The organism is Brevibacterium ihuae, from assembly GCF_900184225.1.
GTDB lineage: Bacteria > Actinomycetota > Actinomycetes > Actinomycetales > Brevibacteriaceae > Brevibacterium > Brevibacterium ihuae.
Genome location: NZ_FXWZ01000002.1, coordinates 569,776 through 588,959 on the forward strand (window position 1 = coordinate 569,776; position 19,184 = coordinate 588,959).

A 19,184-nucleotide genomic window follows, 5' to 3' on the forward strand; every position below is an offset into this window, starting at 1 on the left:
GTCCTTCCGTCGGGTGCGGGTCGGTGCGAATGGGTCAGTGGGATGCGCTCTCCGGCGCCGCAGGGGCTCCGGCGGGCAGGAACACCGTGAAGTCGCGGGCGTCGGCCGGTCCGTGGACGAGCACCTGCTCGACCATGCCCGAGGCGCCGATGAGGAAAGTGCCGCGCGTCGCCATGCCGCGGTCCTCGTCGAACACCCCGTAGGCGCGGGCGACCGCGCCGTGCGGCCAGAAGTCGGCGGCGAGGGAGAACGGGATGCCCATCTCCATCGACCAGGCCTGGAGCGCGTACTTCGAGTCGACGGACAAGCCGACGACGGTGATCCCGGCGGCGCGGAAGCGGTCGTGCAGCTCGATGAGCTGGTGCATCTCTCCCCCGCACACCGAGGAGAACGCGAACGGGTAGAACACGAGGAGGACGGGCCCGTCCTCGAGTAGCTCACCGAGGTCGAGGGGCTCGCCGTACTGCGAGCGCAGACGCATCTCCGGAGCGCTCGATCCGACGGCGGGCACGGTCACGGGGTGCTCCTCAGCCGTAGTTCTTCTTGCCGACGAGCCGGAACCCGGACCAGTCGGGGCCGGCGCTGATCGTCTTCGTCACATGCATCCCCGCGGTCGGAGCGGCATGGGAGATGTCGGCGGGCGGGATGTGGCCGGAGCGGCCGGCCTTCGGGGTGAAGAGCCAGACGAATCCGCCCTCTCCCAGGGTGGTCTGGGCGTCGACGATCGCATCGGTGAGGTCCGGATCGTCCGATCGCCACCACATCACCGCGACGTCGAACACGTCGTCGACGTCATCGTCGGCCATCTCCTCCCCGGTGATCCCCTCGATGACCTCGCGCACGTCGAAGTCGACGTCGTCGTCGTATCCGAGCTCCTGGACGTACTGTCCGGTCCGGAGGCCGAGGCTGTCCTTGAGTTCTCCGAGATCACCCTCGGAATGGCGTGTCCTTTCGGAAGGAGTAGTGCTCATGCGCTCATTGTCCACGGGGAGAGTCGCCCTGGGCAAATACCGCGTTGAGGGAACGGTCAGAATTCACACAATCGATACCCGCTCGGGTTCGAGAGCCTCACCACACGCCGTCCCTTACACAGGGAACCGGAACTGGCCTAGGCTGAGAGGAGCCCCTGCGGCGGAGACGGTCCGTGCGGCGCCCACCGGCCCCGCCCTGCGCTCGATCCGCCCGTCCGCCGACGGCACCCCGTCGAACCGAGAGGACTCACCGAAGTGGTCAAGAAGAGCAGCGGACCGATTCTCAACGGTCTCCCGAGCCACGTTCCCGACATCGACCCCGAAGAGACCCAGGAATGGCTCGACTCCCTCGACGCCCTCGTCGACGACGGTGGGCGGACCCGCGCCCGCTACGTCATGCTCCGCCTCATCCAGCGTGCCCGCCAGCAGAGCCTCGGCGTCCCCAGCCTCACCGCCACGGACTACGTCAACACCATCGGCCCGGACGACGAGCCCTGGTTCCCCGGTGACGAGGACGTCGAGCGCCGCTTCCGCCGCTGGATCCGCTGGAACGCGGCCGTCATGGTGCACCGTGCGCAGCGCCCCGGCATCGAGGTCGGGGGCCACATCTCGACCTATGCCTCGGCGGCGACGCTGTACGAGGTCGGCCTCAACCACTTCTTCCGCGGCAAGGACCACCCCGGCGGCGGCGACCACATCTTCTACCAGGGCCACGCCTCCCCCGGCATGTACGCCCGCGCGTACCTCGAGGGTCGGCTGAGCGAGGACCAGCTCGACGGCTTCCGCCAGCAGGTGTCCCACCACGTCGACGGCCGTCCCGGCGGCATCCCGTCCTACCCCCACCCGCGGCACATGCCCGCGTTCTGGGAGCACCCCACGGTGTCCATGGGGCTGGGCCCGATGAACGCGATCGCCCAGGCGCAGTTCGACAAGTACCTCCACAACCGCGGGATCAAGGACACCTCGCAGCAGCACACGTGGGCGTTCCTCGGCGACGGCGAGATGGACGAGCCGGAGAGCCGAGGCATGCTCCAGACCGCGGCCTACGAGGAGCTCGACAACCTCACCTTCGTCGTCAACTGCAACCTCCAGCGCCTCGACGGACCGGTGCGCGGCAACGGCAAGATCATCCAAGAGCTCGAGGCGTTCTTCCGCGGCGCCGGCTGGAACGTCATCAAGGTCATCTGGGGTCGCGAATGGGACGCCCTGCTCGCCCGCGACCGCGACGGCGCCCTCGTCAACCTCATGAACGCCACTCCCGACGGCGACTATCAGACGTACAAGGGCGAGTCCGGCGGGTTCGTCCGCGACAACTTCTTCGGTCGCGATCCCCGCACCAAGGCGATGGTCGAGGACTACACCGATGACCAGATCTGGCAGCTCAAGCGCGGCGGCCACGACTACCGCAAGGTGTTCGCCGCCTACCAGCAGGCGATGAACCACACGGGTCAGCCGACCGCGATCCTCGTCAAGACGGTCAAGGGCTACTCGCTCGGACCCCACTTCGAGGCGCGCAATGCGACCCACCAGATGAAGAAGATGGCGCTCGACGACCTCAAGATGGCCCGCGACCACTTCTCCATCCCGATCTCGGACAAAGCCCTCGAGGAGAACCCCAAGCTCCCGCCGTACTACCATCCCGGCGAGGATGCTCCGGAGATCAAGTACCTCCTCGATCGCCGGCATGAGCTCGGCGGGTTCACCCCCGAGCGCCGCTCGAAGTACGTCGACCTGGCACTGCCCGGCGACAAGGAGTTCGCGGGCGCGAAGAAGGGGTCGGGCAAGCAGGAGATCGCCACCACGATGGCGTTCGTCCGCATCCTCAAGGACCTCATGCGGCACAAGGAATGGGGCCCGCGGGTGGTGCCGATCATCCCCGACGAGGCGCGCACCTTCGGCATGGACTCGTTCTTCCCGGCGGCCAAGATCTACAACCCGCACGGCCAGAACTACGTGTCCGTCGACCGCGATCTGTTCCTCGCCTACAAGGAGGCGACCGACGGCCAGCTCCTCCACATGGGGATCAACGAGGCCGGGTCGACCGCGGCGCTCACCGCCGTCGGCACCTCGTACGCGACGCACGGCGAGCCGATGATCCCGTTCTACATCTTCTACTCGATGTTCGGCTTCCAGCGCTCCGGCGATGCGTTCTGGGCCGCGTGCGACCAGATGGCGCGCGGGTTCATCCTCGGCGCGACCGCGGGCCGCACGACGCTCGTCGCCGAGGGCCTGCAGCACGGCGACGGGCACTCGCACGTCCTGTCCTCGACGTACCCGTCGATCATCTCCTACGACCCCGCCTACGCCTACGAGATCGGGCACATCGTGCGCGACGGCATCGAGCGGATGTACGGCGAGGACGACGGTCGCGACCCCAACGTCATGTACTACATCACCATGTACAACGAGCCCATGGTCCAGCCGCCCGAGCCCGAGGACCTCGATGTCGACGGCGTGCTCAAGGGACTGTACAAGCTCGAGGACGGACCGGAGACCGACGGCCCGAAGGTCCAGCTCCTCGCGTCCGGCGTCGCGATCCCGTGGATCCGCGAGGCCCAGCGACTCCTCGCGGCGGACTGGGGGGTGAGCGCCGACATCTGGTCGGTGACCTCGTGGCAGGAGCTGCGTCGCGACGGGCTCGCATGCGACGACGAGCGCCTCCTCGATCCCGCTGCGGAGAAGCGGATCCCCTACGTCACCGCGCGGCTCGCCGAGGCGCCCGGACCGGTCATCGCGACGAGCGACTACACCCGGACGGTGCCGGACATGATCCGCCAGTACGTGCCGAACCACTTCACCTCCCTCGGTGCGGACGGCTACGCGATCTCCGACACCCGGCCCGCCGCCAGGCGCCACTTCCTCATCGACGGCCCCTCGGTCGCGGTGCAGGCGCTCATCAGCCTGGCCGACCTCGGGGAGATCGATCCCGGCGTCGCGGCCGAGGCGTCGAAGAAGTACCAGCTCGACGACCCGCGGGCCGGCGCCACCGGGTCGACCGAGGGCGCCAGCGCCTGATCGGAGCCGAGCGCACTCGGCCCGGCGGCAGGGCCGCACCCGGCCGCAACGAGCACCCCGGAGCGGGGCGCGGAGCGATCCGCGCCCCGCTTTGTGGACAGAACACAATCCAGGAGCGCTTTCGGGGCTAGAGTGGTGCCATGCCGACAACCGCCGATGCCCAGACCGCAGCGATCCGGGGGCGCGCGGAGACGAGCCGCCGGCTCAAGGCCGGGCAGGCAGTGCTCTCCAAGCTCACCCTCCAGCGCATCGAGGCGCAGCTGCCGTGGTACCGGGCGATGTCCTCCGCCGACCGCGGCTGGGTCGTCGTCCTCGCGAACTCCGGCATCTCCTCCTTCATCGAGTGGTACCGCAAGCCGCAGACCCCGCTGCGGGTCGTCGGCGACATCTTCAAGTCCGCGCCGCGCGAGCTCGTCCGCTCGGTCTCCCTCCAGCAGACCCTCCAGCTCCTCCGGGTCGTCGTCCAGGTCGTCGAGGAGCGGGTCACCGAGCTCGCCCGGCCGTCGGAGCAGTCGGAGCTCAAGGAGGCCGTCCTCATCTACTCCCGCGAGATCGCCTTCGCCGCTGCGGACGTCTACGCCCGCGCCGCCGAGGCCCGCGGCAGCTGGGACGCACGCCTCGAGGCGATGGTCATCGACGCGCTCGTCCGCGGCGACTCCGTCGACGAGCTCGCCAGCCGCACGGCCGCCTTCGGCTGGCGCTCGGAGGGTGCGGTGCACGTGCTCGTCGGGCGCGCACCGAAGCGCAGCGTCCACAAGAGCCTCGACGAGATCCGCCGCGCCGCCCAGAAATGGGCCGAGGACGCGCTGCTCGGCGTCCACGACGACCGGCTGCTCATCGTACTCGGCGGCGTCGCCGACATCGACCAGGCCGCCGCCGCGCTCGCCCACTACTTCGGCCCGTCCGACGTCATCATCGGGCCCCGGGTCGGCTCGCTCGCCGAGGCGAGCACCTCGGCCTCGGCCGCCGTCTGGGCGCTGCGCACCGCCGCCGCCCGGCCCGCGACCCCGCGTCCCGTGCACGCCGCCGACCTCCTTCCCGAGCGTGCCGTCGCCGGCGACCGGAGCGCCGTCGCCGAACTCATCACCCGCTACTACGAACCGCTCGGCGCCGGTGCGGGCCAGCTCCACGACACCGTCGCCGCCTATCTCGAGTTCGGCGGGTCGCTCGAGACGACCGCCCGGGCCCTCCACGTCCACCCCAACACCGTGCGCTACCGCCTGCGCAAGATCACCGGCCTCATCGGCCTCGATCCGACCGAGGCGCGCGCCGGTTTCGTCGTCCGGATCGCGTTGGTGTACGGCCGACTGTCCGAGGCCGGGCAATTGTCGAACGGCCACAAATCCGCTGTTCCCTGACGTGCTCTGACCTAAGTTGAACCAGTACGCCGACCGAGAGGAAGTCTCACCAGTGCTCGTCATCGCATGCCCGGGCCAGGGCGCCCAGAAGTCCGGATTCCTCACCTCGTGGCTCGAGCTCCCCGGCTTCGCCGAATCGATCGAACAGCTGTCGAACGCCTCCGGCATCGACCTCAGGCTCCACGGCACGGAGTCCGACGACGCGACGATCAAGGACACCGCGCTCGCTCAGCCGCTGCTCGTCGCCAGTGCGATCGCTGCGTACCGCGAGCTCGTGCGCGACCTCCCGACGCCCCAGGTCGTCGCCGGCCACTCGGTGGGCGAGATCGCGGCCGCGCACATCGCCGGCATCCTCGACGCGGACGCCGCGATGGAGTTCGTGCGTGTCCGCGCCACCGGGATGGCGGAGGCCTCGGCCGCCGCACCCACCGGGATGGCAGCGGTCGTCGGCGGGGATCCCGCAGAGGTGACCGCTGCGATCGAGTCCGCCGGTCTCGCCCCGGCGAACGTCAACGGCGGTGGACAGACCGTGGCCGCCGGATCCCTCGAGGCCATCGACGCCCTCGTCGAGAACGCCCCCGAGCGCGCCCGCGTCATTCCGCTGCCCGTCGCCGGCGCCTTCCACACCGACTACATGGCCCCCGCCCAGGAACCGCTGCGGACGCTCGCGAGCTCCCTCGCGCCCGCCGATCCGCAGATCGCGATCCTCACCAACGCCGACGGGCGGCAGGTGGATTCCGGCGCCGAGTACCTCGAGCTGCTCGTCGCCCAGGTCACCAGCCCCGTGCGCTGGGACCTGTGCCAGCAGCGGCTCGTCGACATGGGCGTCACCGGGCTCATCGAGCTCGTGCCCGGCGGCACCCTCACCGGGCTCGCCAAGCGCTCGATGAAGGGCGTCGAGACGCTCGCCCTCAAGTCGGCGGACGACCTCGAGGCCGCCCGCACTTTCGCGCAGAACCACGCCCAGGCGTGAACCCAGGAGGAAGAGACATGCCCACACTGCAGACGCCCGCGGCCGGACGCTTCGCCCGGATCTCCGGGATCGGCGGCTATCGCGCCGAGCACGTCGTGCCCAACGAGGACCTCGTCGGCCCGATCGACTCCTCCGACGAGTGGATCCGCCAGCGCACCGGGATCGTCACGCGGCACCGCGCCGGGAAAGACGTCGGGGTGCTCGAGATGTGCGAGGAGGCCGCGGTCGAAGCGATCGCCAACGCCGGCCTCAAGCCCGAGGACATCGGCGGCGTGCTCGTCGCGACGGTGACCTTCGGCATCCCGACCCCGTCCGCCGCCGCCGCGCTCACCACCCGCCTGGGCACCGGCCCGGTGCCCGCCTGGGACATCTCGGCCGCCTGCGCCGGCTACTGCTACGGCATCGCGCAGGCCGACGGCCTCGTCCGCTCCGGCACGCTCGACAACATCCTCGTCATCGGGGTCGAGAAGCTCTCCGACTTCATCGATCCGACCGACCGGTCGATCTCCTTCCTGCTCGGCGACGGCGCCGGCGCGGTGGTCGTGTCCTCCTCCGACACGCCCGGCATCGCGCAGAGCGTGTGGGGCTCGAAGGGCGAGAACTGGGAGACGATCCGGATGACGAACTCGTTCCTCGACCTCAAGGACGACCGCGAGACCCCGTTCCCCACCCTGCGCCAGGACGGCCCGAGCGTCTTCCGCTGGGCGGTCTGGGACATGGCCGAGGTCGCCAAGGAGGCGCTCGCCGCCGCCGGCATCGAAGCGAGCGACCTCGCCGCGTTCATCCCCCACCAGGCGAACATGCGGATCATCGACGAGCTTGCGAAGCAGCTCAAGCTGCCCGACACCGTGACGATCGCGCGCGACATCGCCGACAACGGCAACACCTCCGCAGCATCGATCCCGCTCGCCACCGAGCGGCTGCTCCGCGAGAACCCCGAGCTCCACGGAGGACTCGCGCTGCAGATCGGATTCGGCGCCGGACTCGTCTACGCCGCGCAGGTCGTCGTCCTCCCCTGAACCGGAACACCGTCCGCCCACCGGCGAGGCGGCGACGCACCTCGGCCCGGCAGGGTCGATGTCGTAGGATTCTGACGGGACACTCGTCGAATCACGTTCCACGCGAAATCCGCTCTGTCCTGCCGGACAGACGGGCCACATTGAGAAAGAAGGATAGGAAAATGGCACACACCGAAGCCGAAGTCCTCTCGGGACTCGCCGAAATCGTCAATGAGGAGACCGGACTGGCTCCTGAGGCCGTCGAGCCGAGCAAGTCCTTCACCGACGACCTCGACATCGACTCGATCTCGATGATGACGATCGTCGTCAACGCGGAGAAGAAGTTCGGCGTGAAGATCCCGGACGACGACGTCAAGGACCTCGTCACCGTCCAGGACGCCGTGGACTACATCGTCAAGGCCCAGCAGGCCTGACGCCCCCGTCGCGGGGCGGCCGGTCCCCCGGTCCGTCCGCCCCGCGCCACCGCTCAACCGATTCGACGAGGTTTCACACCATGACATCCACAGTTGTCGTCACCGGACTCGGTGCCGTCACCCCCATCGGCACCGGTGCGGATGCCACGTGGCGCGCGGCGCTCGCCGGTACCTCGGGTGCACGTACCCTCACCAACGACTGGGCCGAGAAGTACGACATCCCCGTCGACTTCGCCGCCTCGGTCGACCCCTCGGTCATCGAGGAGAACCTCACGCGCGTCGAGGCCAAGCGCCTCGACCCCAACAGCCGCTTCGCCCTGATCTCCGCCCGGGAGGCGTGGCAGGACGCCGGCGCCCCCGAGGTCGAGCCCGAGCGGCTCGCCGTGTCCTGGGGCACCGGGATCGGCGGCGCCTGGACCCTGCTCAACGCCTGGGACACGCTGCGCGAGGAGGGCTCGCGCCGCGTCATGCCGCTCACCGTGCCCATGCTCATGCCCAACGGGCCCGCTGCCGCGGTCGGGATGGAGTTCTCCGCCCGCGCCGCCGTGCAGACGATCGTGTCAGCCTGCGCGTCCTCCACGGAGAGCATCGGACACGCCTTCGACCAGCTGCGCTCCGGCAAGGCCGACGTCGTCATCGCCGGCGGCTCCGAGGCCGCGATCCTGCCCGTCACGCTGTCCGCCTTCTCCTCGATGCGCGCCCTGTCGCGCCGCACCGACTCGCCGGAGACCGCTTCGCGCCCCTACGACATCGACCGCGACGGCTTCGTCATGGGCGAGGGCGCCGGTACGCTCGTGCTCGAGCTCGAAGAGCACGCGAAGGCCCGCGGCGCGAAGATCTACGCGGAGATCGGCGGCTGGGGAATCTCGAACGACGCGTACCACATCACCGCCGGCGAGCCCGAGGGCAGGGGCTCGATCCTCGCCATGCGCCAGGCCCTCGAGACCGCAGGCCTGCAGCCGGCCGACATCCGCCACATCAATGCGCACGCCACGTCCACCCCGGTGGGCGATGTGCCCGAATCGGTGGCGATCAACGCCCTGCTCGGCTCGCATGCCTCCGACGCCATGGTGTCGGCGACGAAGTCGATGATGGGCCACCTGCTCGGCGGGGCCGGCGCGGTCGAGGCCGTGCTCACCGTGCTCGCCGTGCAGAACCGCACCGCTCCCCCGACGATCAACATCGAACAGGTCGATCCGCAGATCGAGCTGACGATCGCGCGCGACACCCCGGAGGAGCTCCCGGCCGGCGAGATCGCCGCGCTGACGAACTCGTTCGGGTTCGGCGGTCACAACGCCGTCGTCGCCGTCAAGAGCGTCTGACCGCTCCCGGGTGCGCCGAACGGCCGCCTGTCCGCAGCAGGTCTGCGGGCAGGCGGCCGTTCGCATGGAGGGAGGCAGGGGCACCGGTGACAGGCATCGGGGTGCCGGGGCGCACCGCAGGCAGGGCGGCGCAGGTGGTGGAACGGGTTCAGCCGACCTTGGTGAGCCAGCGCACAGGGGCGCCCTCACCGGCGTGGCGGAAGGGCTCGAGCTCGTCGTCCCAGGCCTGACCGAGCGCCTTCTCCATCGCACCGGCGATGTCCTCGCCGTGCTCGGCCGCACGGACGAGCACCGAGCGGATGATGTCCTCGGGCACGACGATGTTGCCGAACGCGTCGGTGGTGGCGTGGTAGATGCCGAGCGAGGGGGTGTGGCTCCAGCGGCCGCCGTCGATCCCGGCCGAGGGCTCCTCGGTGACCTCGTAGCGCACGCCGTCCCAGCCGCGCAGGGCCGAGGCGATGCGCGCGCCGGAGCCGCCGGGCGCCTTCCAGCAGATCTCCGCCCGGAACATCCCGGGGGCGGCCGGCTGGGGCGACCAGTCGAACTTCGCCTGCGCGCCGATCGCCCCGCCCGCTGCCCACTCGATGTGGGGGCACAGCGCGCGAGGTGCCGAGTGGACGAAGAGTACGCCCTGCGTCATATCCATGTCTGCCTCCTGCTTCTCGGATACGTCTTCCCCTACGATCCGAGTCATGCGGAGGTCTGCGGTCATTGTATGGCATGGTCAGCCGGTGTGCCAGCACCCGCGCCGGGCGCCCTCTCAGGCGCGCGGGCGCCCCGGACGCGGCGGCGGACCGAGGATGCGGCCGGACGCCCAGACGAGCACGATGCTCATCTGCACGAAGCCGGCGACGATCGCCGCCGCGGCCGGCCACGGCGGTCCGGCGACGATCCCGGCGACCACGCCGAGGACGCCGATGAGGGCGACCCCGATGCCGAGCGGGATGATCATCCGGGTCGAGAACGCCCACGCGTAGGGGATGAAGTGGGCTCCGACGAACGCGGCGTTGATCGCCGGCCGGAGGAACTCCATGCCGGCGGCATCGGCCGCGCCGCCGGCGATCCGGACCCCGACGATCATGAACACGATCCCGGCGAGCCAGATCGCGATCGCCGACCAGTGCATCCGCTCCGGTCCCCCGAGAGCGGCGGGCCGGAGGAACAACTGGAGCACACAGGCCACCGCGAGGAGGATCGCGACAGCGCGGAGCACCCAGCCCCAGGAGAGGTCGAGCTCGGCGAGCCCGGCGTTGACGAAGACGATTCCGCCGATGACGGGGGCGAGGACGCCGAAGCGGCGCGGATCCGTCCGCGACCGCCCCTCGCGCACGCGGGTGCGCTGCGGTTCGGGAATGCCGGCGACCCAGCGGGGCTCTGCGTCGGGGATCTGGGGATCCGTCCGTGTCACCGTTCTTCTCCTTCGGTGGTCGGGTGGGGAGTGACAGCACTCGGTGGTGGGTGGGGAGTATCAGCCGTTCCCGGGCATGCCGAGGTCGGCCTTGATGTCGCGCTTGAGGAGCTTGCCTGGGGCGTTGCGCGGCAGGTCCTCGTGACGGATGACGACGTGGGAGGGGATCTTGAACTTCGCGATCCGCTCGGTGAGGAACTCCTGCAGGCCGCCCTCGTCGAGGGTCGACCCCGGGACGCACCGGACGACCGCTGCGACCTCCTCGCCGAGCACCGCGTGCGGGATCCCGATGACCGCGCAGTCGGCGATCCCGGGGTGCTGGTGGATGGCCGCCTCGACCTCGGCGGAGTACACGTTCTCGCCGCCTCGGATGATCATGTCCTTGGCCCGATCGACGATGTAGACGAAGCCCTCCTCGTCGATCCGCGCGAGGTCCCCGGTGTGGAGCCAGCCGTCGACGATCGCCTGGGCCGTCGCCTCCGGCCGGTTCCAGTACCCCGTCACGACGTTCGCCCCCCTGATCCGCAGCTCCCCGAGCTCGCCGGCGGGCAGCGGCTCCCAGGTCGCCGGGTCGATGACGTCGACGTCGCAGATCGGCACCGGCCGTCCCACGCTGTCGGGCTTCTCGACGTAGTCCGCTCCCCGGTTGGCCGTCGTCAGGGATGACGTCTCGGTGAGACCGTAGCCGTTGCCCGGGGACGCCTGCGGGAGGAGCTCGGTGGTCCGGTGCACGAGAGCCGGCGCCGCGGACGCGCCGCCGGAGCCGATCCCAGTGAGGCTGCTGAGGTCCCGGGACGCGAAGTCGGGGTGCTGGTAGAGCTGGGTGAGCATGGCGGGCACCCCGGTGAAGCTCGTCACGCGCTCGCGCTCGATGAGCTCGAGGGCGACCCCGGGATCCCACCTGTGCATGAGGACGAGAGCCGCACCCTGGCTGATCGCCCCGAGGAGGACGGCGTGGCAGCCGGTGGCGTGGAAGAACGGCACGGCCACGAGGATCGCTCCCGGGGGTGCGGGTTCGCCAGCAGCTCGGCGAGCGAGGCGCCCTGCCGCAGCTGCTCCCGGGCCGCGGAGTACCGCACGCTCATGACGTTGCCGCAGATGTTCCGATGCGTGCCGAACGCCCCCTTGGGTGTGCCGGTGGTGCCGGAGGTGTAGAAGATCGTCGCGCCGTCCTCGGGGCCGATCTCGACGTCCGGCAGCGCGTCGGCGGCGGGGACATCGGCCATGTCCCGGACTCCGGCCGGCACGGCACCGGACGGTCGAGCAACGAGCACCGGGATGTCGAGCTCCGGCAGCCGGCTCGCGAGGCGCTCGAAACGCTCCTCGTCGGCGAGCAGGACGCTCGATCCGGAGTCGCGCAGTCCGAACTCGAGCTCGCCGGCGGCCCACCACGCGTTGAGGGGGACGACCACGGCGCCCGCGCAGGCCGCGGCGAAGAAGGCGATCGACCATTCCGGATAGTTCCGCATCGCGATCGCCACCCGGTCCCCCGGCGCGATCCCATAGGTGTCGACGAGTCCGCGCGCGAGTCCGGCGACGCGCCGGAAGTGCTCGGCGTAGCTCAGGCGCTCATCGCCGTACACGAGCATGTCGGCGTCCCCGTGGACGCGCGAGGCCTCGATCATCGCCCGCAGAATCGGCGGTGCGTTCTTCCACGCCCGCACGGTCACCCCGGACCGATCGATCTCGGTCAGCTCGAACGGTGCGCCGGGAGCCGTGAGCTCCGCCTCGACCTCGGCGTGCGACCTCTGCGCTGTCACGTTCCCAGCCCCTCCCGGTATGCGACCGGCACTCCGCTGTGCCGCGTCGGTGCCCCCGGTGGGGCTTGAACCCACGACCAAAGGATTATGAGTCCTCTGCTCTGACCAGCTGAGCTACAGGGGCGCGCCCGCCGGGGACGACGGTGACCGGGAGCGGCGCACCGCAGATCCGGGCGTGCAGTCGTCAGGCTAGCAGACCTCAGCGCTCGATCAGGATGCCGTCCGGATCGGCCCACAGCATCGCGCCGGGGCGCACCTCGACATCGCCGAGCACGACCGGCACATCGACCTCGCCCGCACCGTCTTTCGCGGACTTCCGGGGGTTGGACCCGAGTGCCTTGATGCCGAGGTCGAGCTCGCGCAGCGCGGTGCGATCCCGGACCGCACCGCGGATGATCACACCCGCCCAGCCGTTCTCGACCGCGGCCGCCGCGATGAGATCGCCCATGAGCGCCGATTCGAGCGAACCGCCGCCGTCGACGACGAGGACACCGCCGTCCCCCGGGGAGTTGAGGATCTGCTTGACCAGGCCGTTGTCGCGGTGGCACACCACGGTGCGGACGGGTCCGCTGAAGGCGGCGCGGCCGCCGAGGTCGAGGAACTGGAGGGACACGGAGTCGAGCGCGTCCCCGCGCTCGTCGTAGAGGTCTGCTGTCGCGGTCATGACGCGATCCTAGCCGAGAGGACGGATCCGGGTGAGGACGCCGCGCGCCGCGTCGACGCACGTGTAGCGCTCGGTGGTGACGTAGACGTCGTACTCGATCCTGCCGTCGGGACCGAGGTCGGAGCGCCGGGCGGCGGTGACCATCGCCGACCAGTCGGACCCGACGACGATGATCGCGTACTCCCGGCGCAGCGGGTCGGAGGCGTCGACGAGCCCGGTCCGCACGCCGGGGATCGGGACCTCCTCGAACCCGCCGGAGAGCATCGCGGTGAAGCCGGTGCTGTCGCGGAGCACGGTGAAGTTCTCCCGGGTGGGCACGATGAGGTCCGCGTCCTCGCCGAACACGCCGATGACGACCGCGGTCTCACCCCCGGCGGCCAGCGCGCGCCGCTGGAGCGACTGCATCTGGGCCGTGAGGAGAGCATCGTCCATGACGAGCGGGTCGCGGCGCAGACCGCGCGCGGCGGTGAACGGCGTCCCCTGCACCGTGAGATTGCGGGTGACGTGGTCGGCCAGGGCGTCCTCGCGCGGATTCGCGACGGGAACCGGGGTGTTCGTCGGCCGCCCGTAGAGCGGACCGGTGAGGAACCGCGCGCCGAGCGCCTCGATGCGCTCGAGGTCGGCCTCGCCGCGCACCCCGGTCGCCATGATCACGGCACCGGTGCGCTCGGTGTGGGCGTGGAGCAGGCGGATGAGCTCCGCGAGGTGCGCGGTGTCGGTGATGTCGAGGACAGCGGGATGGAGGCTCACGACAGAGGGGTTGACGAGGGGGAGGAACGCCGCGCTGCGGAGGTTCGCGCCGATCCCCTCCATCCCGATGCCCCAGCCGAGCGTCCGGGCCAGGCGCACCGAGCGGAGCACCGCTGCGGGGCGCTCGGCGATCCGCTCGGGATGGAGCTGGAGGATGACCGAGCGGTCGGGCTCGTCCGTCCGGTCCTCGACGGTGACAAGGGATTCCGGCTCGGTCGGGAGGAACAGCCGGGTGTGCGTGGGCAGGCCGGCCGCCTCCGCGGCCCGCAGACCGATGGAGCGCAGCGAGGCGTCGAAGTCGCCGATGAGACTCGAGCTGCGGATGTCGTCCCGCAGCCGCGCCGAGGCGGTGCCCGTGCTCTCCTCCGCGCCGCTCGCGAGGTGCTGGAGCGTGTAGCCGGCGGGATCACCGGTGAAGCGGTCGACGACCGGGGCGAAATGGGTGTCGACGAGGCCCGAGCGGATGAGACGTTCGAGTTCGGCGGTGGTGGCGTCGACGCTGTCGGCGGTCACGATGCGATGGTCTCCTTCCGTGGGCCGGGCGGGCGGAACCGGACCAGCTTCTCACATTGCGGGGCACGATCCGGCGAGCTGCGGGGTATATGACGAGACTGCAACGCGATCGCCGCATCGGTCACGGTGCGGTCGTCACGGGGCGGACGGTCCGCCCGCCCCGTGTCGGACCCCGGCCCGGGCTCGGGCGCCGGATCAGGAGTCGAGGGTGAAATGGAGCGTCGCCCCGCCGTCGAGGAACCGCTGCTCGTCGAACACCTGGACCTTGACGCGGGAGGTCTCGTGGGAGCGCGACATGAGCACGATCTCGTCGTGGTAGACGCGGACATCGATGACCTGTCCCTGGAACAGGACGCGGAACCGCACCGATCCCATGCTCGCCGGCAGCCGGGGGTAGAACTCGATCCGATCGAAGCGGATGAGGACCCCGGCGTAGGCGCGGACGATGACGTCGACGGTCCCGGCCATCGCCCCGAGGTGGATGCCCTCCTGGGTGGTTCCCCACTGGGTGTCGTTGATGTCGACGACCGCGGACTGCATCCACGCGTCCCAGGCCTCCTCCCGTCCGATCGAGGCGAGGACTCCGGCGTTGACGACGTTGGACAGGCTCGATCCGTTCGTCGACCGGGCGACGTAGTAGTCGATCGTCGCGACGACCTGCTCGTGCGTGAACTCGTAGCCCATCCGCCGCAGCTCCTTGATGACCCCCTCGGGTCCGAGGAGGAAGAAGAGCATGGTGACATCGGCCTGCTTGGACAGCTTGTAGTTGTTCGAGCTGTCGCCCTCGGACTCCATGATGAGGTCCATCCGGCCGATGTTGCCGTACTTCTTGCGGTAGGCGTCCCAGTCGAGCTCCTTGAGGTCGTCGTAGCCGTCGAACTGGCTGATGACCCCGTCGGAGTTGAACGGCACCGCGAGGCGGGCCGCGAGCCGTCCCCAGTGCGTGATCTCGGAGGGCTGGATGCCGAGCCGGAAGATCAGGTCCTCCGCCTCGTGCGAGGACAGCACCCGGAAGATCTCGACGGCGTGGCGGCACAGCCAGGCGGTCATGACGTTCGTGTACGCGTTGTCGACGAGCCCCTCGCCGGACCGACCGGGGTACCCGTCGTGGAACTCGTCGGGACCCATGACGCCGGAGATGTGGAACCGGTCGTCGGTCGCGTCGTAGCTCGACATCGAGGCGAACAGCCGCACGACCTCGATGAGCAGCTCGCCGCCCTGCGCGGCGAGCCATCCGGTGTCCGCGGTGGCGCGGTAGTGCTGCCAGGCGTTGTACGCGATCGCCAGCCCGACGTGGAACTGGCGCCGGGAGTTGTCCGGCATCCACCGCTTCGACCGGGGGTTGTAGAGCTCGATCGGAGTCTCCTCACGACCGTCCGAGCCCGACTGCCAGGGGAAGAGCGCCCCGGCGAGCCCGGCCTCCCGGGCATGGTGGCGAGCCGCGTCGAGGCGCCGCCAGCGGTAGAGGAGGAGCGACTTCGAGATCTCCGGCAGGCGGAGGTTGAGGAGCGGGAGGATGAAGAGTTCGTCCCAGAAGATGTGACCGCGGTACCCCTCGCCATGGAGCCCCCGCGCGGGGGTGCCGACGTCGAGGAAGGCGGTGTGCGGCGACAGGCACTGGAGCAGGTGGAAGGTGTGGAGGTGGATGATGAGCTGCGTCTGGTCGTCGGCGTCGACCTCGACGTCGAAGCGCTCCCACAGGCGCTGGACCGCCGCGGTGTGGGCGGGCAGGAGGTTGTGGAACCCGATGGCGGGCAGCCAGTCGAGCTGGTGCACCGCTCCCCCGCGCACCGAGGTGATCGCGGAGTCGCGGGAGTTCACCGCCGCGGTCGTCGTGTCGACGCTCACCGCGTAGCCGCTCTCCACCGGCACCGCGAACTCCCGGTAGATGGCGTGGGTGTCCTCGACCGTGGTCACCGAGTAGGCGTGCGACACCTCGGGCACGTGCGCGGTGACCGCGTGCGTGGGCTCCTGGGTGATCGTCGTGCGCTGGGCCATCGCGATCCGCAGATGGCTCTGCGTCGTCTCGACCTCGCAGATGAGGGTCCCGTCCTGGGCCACCGAGTTGTAGCGGTTGACGAGGTGGCGCTTGGCGAGCTGGTCGTACTCAGCGACGTTGTCGTTGAGGACCGCGGTGTCCACCCCGGTCCGGATGGCGATCAGGCCCGAGTGGTTGACCGGGGTGATCTCGGTGAGCATCGCGCCGATGTGCTGGTGGGCCATGGAGACGAGGCGCTGCTGCTTGACCCGCAGTCGGCGGCCCTCGGGGTCGACGAGGACCGCGGTGCGGGTGAGGACCCCGGTCTGGAAGGACAGGGTGCGGTTCTCCTCGACGACCTCGAGTCCGCCCTCCGACCACCACTCGCCGTCGGCGACGCGGATGTCGCACAGGGCCCAGCGCGGCAGGTTGACCATCGACTCGTGCTCGATCTCGCGGTCGTTGACGGTGCTGACGAGGCGGTTGAAGATCCCCGCCATGTAGGTGCCGGGATAGTGCACGCCGTCGGCCTGCGATTCGGGAGCGGCCCCGCGCACCGACATGTACCCGTTGGCCAGCGTGGTGAGCGCCTCCCGGCGGCCCTCGTGCTCGGGTTCGATGCCCTCGAACGAGAGCTCCCAGGGATCGTCGCGCACGTCGCCGAGGTCGAGCTCGGTGACGTCGTTGACGACGACATGGGCCCCGGCGGCCTCGAGCTCGCGCCGGTTGTGGTCGCGGGCGATCCCGACGACGAGTCCGAACCCGCCGGCCCGGGCCGCCTGCACCCCGGCGACCGCGTCCTCGAGCACGGCGGTGTCCTCCGCATCGACCCCGAGCCGCTGCGCCGCCTCGAGGAAGGTGGCCGGATCCGGCTTGCCCGGCAGTCCGAGGTCCTTGGCGACCTGTCCGTCGACGATGACGTCGAACAGGTCCGTGATCTGCGCGTTCTCGAGGAGGAGCGGGGCGTTCCGGCTGGCGGTGACGAGCGCGGTGGGCATGCCGCCCTCGCGCAGCCGCTTGATGAGGCGCACGGTGCCGTCGAACACCCGCACCCCGTCCTCGGCGAGGATCGCGTTGAAGCAGTCGTTCTTGCGCTTGGCGAGGCCGTGGACCGTGACCTGCGCGGGGTCGTCGGACTCCTCGCCCTCCGGGATCACGACTCCGCGGGCGTTGAGGAACGTGCGGACCCCGTCCTCGCGCGGGCGCCCGTCGACGTGCGCGCGGTAGTCGGTGACGACGTCGAAGGGCGTGCGATCAATGTCGCCGGGGAGCGATTCGTCGGCGAGCACCGCGTCGAACAGCTGCTTCCAGGCGACCGCGTGGAGCGAGGCGGTGTCGGTGACGACTCCGTCCATGTCGAAGACGACGGCGGACCACGGCGGGGTCGCCGCGAAAGGGGCCTCGTAGTCGGGTGCGGTGCTCGTGTGCATGGGGGCGCTCCGTCGGTGTGTGGCGTCCGGGGGTCGAGGACACCCGGCGATCGGTATGCCCACAGTCCACCCTAACGAGGTTTCGGGAAGATGAATGGCGTTACGCGCCCGGGTCACGGGTCGGCCGCCGGCCCTGGAGCCAGTCGACGACGCCGACCGCCCCGGACAGCACGACGATGCCGCTGATGACGCAGAGTGCGCCGACGAACGCCGGCGTCCAGCCGGCCTCGGCCCGGATGGCGAAGAACACCGCGGTGATGAGCGCGATCCCGATCGCGGTGCCGATCCGCTGCCCGGTCTGCAGCACCCCGCCGGCCGACCCGGCGTAGCGCAGCGGGACGTCGGCGAGCGTGAGCGTCTGGTTGGGACTGATCGTCGCGCCCTGGCCGAGTCCGACGAAGGACAGGGTGAGCAGCAGCCACCAGATGCTCGTCCCGGCGCGCTCGTGGAGGAGCACGGCACCGACGCTCGTCACGAGCCCGAGGAGCAGGACGAGGATCCCGCCGAGCACGATCGGACGGCCGAAGCGGAACACGTAGCGGCCGGCGACGGCGGAGGAGAGCGCGGAGAGGATCGCCGCCGGGAGTCCGACGATGCCGGCTTCGAGGGCGGAGCGGCCGAGTCCGCTCTGGAGGTAGATCGCGCTCACCACCCAGACGCTCGTCATGCCCATGAAGTAGAGCGCGATGAGGAGTGAGCCGTTGGCGAACGAGCGGGTGGAGAACAGCGCGAGGTCGACCATCGGGGCCCTCCCGCGCCGGCGGTAGGCGGCCTCCCAGCGCACCCACGCGATGATGAGGAGGACCCCGAGACCGAGCACCGACCACACCCACGCCCCGGCGTCGAGCTGGAGGAACGGGAACATCACGGCGAGGGTGCCGAGCGCGAGGAGGACCATCCCGATGGGGTCGAGGTCGACGCCGCGGAGCCCCGGGCGGGGACGCAACGCGGACTGCTCCCCGGGCACCTCGGCGGTGGCGGCTGCCCCCTCCTCGGGGAGCGCGCGCCACGCGGAGCGGGGCAGGGAGCGGATCGCGTAGAGGATCGAGACGACCGCGAAGGGGACGTTGATGAGGAACGAGGCCCGCCAGCCCCAGTCCGCTCCGAGCAGCGCGACGAGCGCTCCCCCGAGCACCGGCCCGATCGCCACGGAGATCCCGACGACGGCGCCGAACATCCCGAACGCCCGACCGCGCTGCGCGCCCTGGAAATACTGCTGGATGAGGCCGACGGTCTGCGGGTTGAGGAATCCGGAGCCGAGACCCATGACGACGCGGGCGACGTTGAGGACGAACGTGTTCGGTGCGAATCCGGCGACGAGCGAGGCCAGCCCGAACAGAGCCACCCCGACGATGAACATCGGAGCCCGCCCGAACAGGTCACCGGCGCGTCCCGCCGCCACGAGCACGACGCCGAAGGCGAGGGTGTAGCCGGTGAGCACCCATTGGAGGCCCGACGGACCCGCACCGAGGCCCTCCTCGATCGAAGGGAGGACGACGTTGACGATCGACACGCTCAGCAGGGACATGAAGAGCGGGACGAGGGTGATCGCGAGGACGGTGCGCTGGACGTCCGTCATCCCCGGTTCCCGCTCGCTGCTCATCCCCCTA

Annotated in this window: 16 protein-coding genes, 1 tRNA gene and 1 pseudogene; 6 read left to right on the plus strand and 12 right to left on the minus strand. The window is 70.3% G+C overall.

Features of this window, described 5'->3' with window-relative positions; all coding sequences use genetic code 11:
- Nucleotides 1–34 precede the first annotated feature (34 nt).
- Together C1A17_RS02610 and C1A17_RS02615 are read right to left on the minus strand one after the other, a co-directional pair.
- On the minus strand, nt 35–517 hold the full coding sequence (locus C1A17_RS02610) for a redoxin domain-containing protein (RefSeq protein WP_245873381.1): 483 nt from the start codon (nt 515–517) through the stop codon (nt 35–37).
- A 10-nt stretch (nt 518–527) separates the two neighbouring features.
- The gene (locus C1A17_RS02615) at nt 528–971 is read right to left on the minus strand and encodes a DUF3052 domain-containing protein (RefSeq protein WP_101650443.1); all 444 of its coding nucleotides are present in this window, start codon (nt 969–971) and stop codon (nt 528–530) included.
- 255 nt (nt 972–1,226) lie between these two features.
- Between C1A17_RS02615 and aceE the strand changes: the two genes are divergently transcribed.
- The 6 genes from aceE (at nt 1,227) to C1A17_RS02645 (ending at nt 9,071) form a co-directional block, all read left to right on the plus strand.
- Complete coding sequence (gene aceE, locus C1A17_RS02620; RefSeq protein WP_101650445.1) at nt 1,227–3,986, plus strand: pyruvate dehydrogenase (acetyl-transferring), homodimeric type; 2,760 nt, start codon at nt 1,227–1,229, stop codon at nt 3,984–3,986.
- 140 nt (nt 3,987–4,126) lie between these two features.
- Complete coding sequence (locus tag C1A17_RS02625) at nt 4,127–5,344, plus strand: PucR family transcriptional regulator (protein ID WP_101650447.1); 1,218 nt, start codon at nt 4,127–4,129, stop codon at nt 5,342–5,344.
- A 52-nt stretch (nt 5,345–5,396) separates the two neighbouring features.
- Nucleotides 5,397–6,317, plus strand: a complete 921-nt coding sequence (locus tag C1A17_RS02630) for an ACP S-malonyltransferase (protein ID WP_101650449.1) — start codon at nt 5,397–5,399, stop codon at nt 6,315–6,317.
- Between the two features lie 17 nt (nt 6,318–6,334).
- On the plus strand, nt 6,335–7,336 hold the full coding sequence (locus C1A17_RS02635; protein WP_101650451.1) for a beta-ketoacyl-ACP synthase III: 1,002 nt from the start codon (nt 6,335–6,337) through the stop codon (nt 7,334–7,336).
- Nucleotides 7,337–7,497: 161 nt separating this feature from the next.
- Nucleotides 7,498–7,749 (plus strand): acyl carrier protein, encoded by a 252-nt coding sequence (locus C1A17_RS02640; protein ID WP_101650453.1) that lies wholly within the window; start codon nt 7,498–7,500, stop codon nt 7,747–7,749.
- 80 nt (nt 7,750–7,829) lie between these two features.
- A complete protein-coding gene (locus C1A17_RS02645) occupies nt 7,830–9,071 on the plus strand; it encodes a beta-ketoacyl-[acyl-carrier-protein] synthase family protein (RefSeq protein ID WP_101650455.1) in 1,242 nt (413 codons plus the stop codon).
- Nucleotides 9,072–9,219: 148 nt separating this feature from the next.
- On the opposite strand, the gene C1A17_RS02650 is transcribed toward C1A17_RS02645, so the two are convergent.
- The 10 genes and pseudogenes from C1A17_RS02650 to C1A17_RS02685 all read right to left on the minus strand — a co-directional run bounded on the left by C1A17_RS02650 (nt 9,220) and on the right by C1A17_RS02685 (nt 19,177).
- Nucleotides 9,220–9,711 (minus strand): DUF3145 domain-containing protein, encoded by a 492-nt coding sequence (locus tag C1A17_RS02650; protein WP_101650457.1) that lies wholly within the window; start codon nt 9,709–9,711, stop codon nt 9,220–9,222.
- 120 nt (nt 9,712–9,831) lie between these two features.
- Complete coding sequence (locus C1A17_RS02655; protein ID WP_101650459.1) at nt 9,832–10,479, minus strand: hypothetical protein; 648 nt, start codon at nt 10,477–10,479, stop codon at nt 9,832–9,834.
- 60 nt (nt 10,480–10,539) lie between these two features.
- Entirely contained in the window at nt 10,540–10,857 is a 318-nt protein-coding gene (locus tag C1A17_RS14415; protein WP_245873477.1) for an AMP-binding enzyme, read from the minus strand.
- Between the two features lie 171 nt (nt 10,858–11,028).
- Nucleotides 11,029–11,418 (minus strand): annotated as a pseudogene (locus C1A17_RS14675) (AMP-binding protein); the annotation flags it as partial.
- Nucleotides 11,334–12,104: an AMP-binding protein gene (locus C1A17_RS14680; RefSeq protein ID WP_281258679.1), complete on the minus strand. Its 771-nt coding sequence runs from the start codon at nt 12,102–12,104 to the stop codon at nt 11,334–11,336. The gene C1A17_RS14680 and the pseudogene C1A17_RS14675, both read right to left, overlap by 85 nt.
- A 185-nt stretch (nt 12,105–12,289) precedes the next feature.
- Nucleotides 12,290–12,363: transfer RNA gene (locus C1A17_RS02665), tRNA-Ile, on the minus strand.
- A 75-nt stretch (nt 12,364–12,438) separates the two neighbouring features.
- Nucleotides 12,439–12,903 carry a ribonuclease E activity regulator RraA gene (gene rraA / locus C1A17_RS02670; RefSeq protein ID WP_101650461.1) on the minus strand — a complete coding sequence of 155 codons (465 nt, stop codon included), beginning with the start codon at nt 12,901–12,903 and terminating at the stop codon, nt 12,439–12,441.
- A gap of 9 nt (nt 12,904–12,912) precedes the next feature.
- Entirely contained in the window at nt 12,913–14,166 is a 1,254-nt protein-coding gene (locus tag C1A17_RS02675; RefSeq protein ID WP_101650463.1) for an EAL domain-containing protein, read from the minus strand.
- Nucleotides 14,167–14,361: 195 nt separating this feature from the next.
- Entirely contained in the window at nt 14,362–17,574 is a 3,213-nt protein-coding gene (locus C1A17_RS02680; RefSeq protein WP_101650465.1) for a beta-phosphoglucomutase family hydrolase, read from the minus strand.
- 100 nt (nt 17,575–17,674) lie between these two features.
- Complete coding sequence (locus C1A17_RS02685) at nt 17,675–19,177, minus strand: MFS transporter (RefSeq protein WP_101650467.1); 1,503 nt, start codon at nt 19,175–19,177, stop codon at nt 17,675–17,677.
- Nucleotides 19,178–19,184 lie beyond the last annotated feature (7 nt).

Bases quoted from the DNA above. Each gene is read 5' to 3' on its own strand.
- C1A17_RS02615 (WP_101650443.1), bottom strand. From the start codon at position 971: ATGAGCACTACTCCTTCCGAAAGGACACGCCATTCCGAGGGTGATCTC.
- C1A17_RS02625 (WP_101650447.1), top strand. From the start codon at position 4,127: ATGCCGACAACCGCCGATGCCCAGACCGCAGCGATCCGGGGGCGCGCG.
- C1A17_RS02635 (WP_101650451.1), top strand. From the start codon at position 6,335: ATGCCCACACTGCAGACGCCCGCGGCCGGACGCTTCGCCCGGATCTCC.
- C1A17_RS02640 (WP_101650453.1), top strand. From the start codon at position 7,498: ATGGCACACACCGAAGCCGAAGTCCTCTCGGGACTCGCCGAAATCGTC.
- C1A17_RS02645 (WP_101650455.1), top strand. From the start codon at position 7,830: ATGACATCCACAGTTGTCGTCACCGGACTCGGTGCCGTCACCCCCATC.
- C1A17_RS02650 (WP_101650457.1), bottom strand. From the start codon at position 9,711: ATGACGCAGGGCGTACTCTTCGTCCACTCGGCACCTCGCGCGCTGTGC.
- C1A17_RS14415 (WP_245873477.1), bottom strand. From the start codon at position 10,857: ATGATCATCCGAGGCGGCGAGAACGTGTACTCCGCCGAGGTCGAGGCG.
- C1A17_RS14680 (WP_281258679.1), bottom strand. From the start codon at position 12,104: ATGATCGAGGCCTCGCGCGTCCACGGGGACGCCGACATGCTCGTGTAC.
- rraA (WP_101650461.1), bottom strand. From the start codon at position 12,903: ATGACCGCGACAGCAGACCTCTACGACGAGCGCGGGGACGCGCTCGAC.
- C1A17_RS02680 (WP_101650465.1), bottom strand. From the start codon at position 17,574: ATGCACACGAGCACCGCACCCGACTACGAGGCCCCTTTCGCGGCGACC.
- C1A17_RS02685 (WP_101650467.1), bottom strand. From the start codon at position 19,177: ATGAGCAGCGAGCGGGAACCGGGGATGACGGACGTCCAGCGCACCGTC.